The organism is Undibacterium sp. RuTC16W, assembly GCF_049339445.1.
GTDB lineage: Bacteria > Pseudomonadota > Gammaproteobacteria > Burkholderiales > Burkholderiaceae_D > Undibacterium.
The window spans coordinates 1-278 of the sequence record NZ_JBMPPE010000138.1; the positions used below are offsets into that span (position 1 = coordinate 1).

The window sequence follows — 278 nt, forward strand, 5'->3', positions numbered from 1 at the left end:
GGGTTATATGAGTCGGATTGCTTTTGTCATGGACAGGTTCTTTAGAAGATTTGGACTGTCTGGGAAATCATTCGTTCCCATGCTCATTGCGACTGGGTGTGGCGTTCCGGCTATTATGGCTAGTCGAACCATCGAAAATGAGCGAGATCGAAAAATCACCATTATGACAGCTACTTTTATGCCCTGTTCGGCTAAATTAGAGATTATCGCCCTGATCGCAGGTGTCTTTTTTCCGCACAATCCTCTGATGGCACCATCCGCTTACTTTCTTGGTATGG

1 protein-coding gene is annotated in these 278 nt (G+C 45.7%); it reads left to right on the forward strand.

The window, feature by feature from the left end; genetic code table 11:
• Positions 1-7: 7 nt before the first annotated feature.
• Positions 8-278: nucleoside recognition domain-containing protein (locus ACO0K4_RS19835; RefSeq protein WP_422958367.1), on the forward strand; the 271-nt coding region annotated here is incomplete at its 3' end.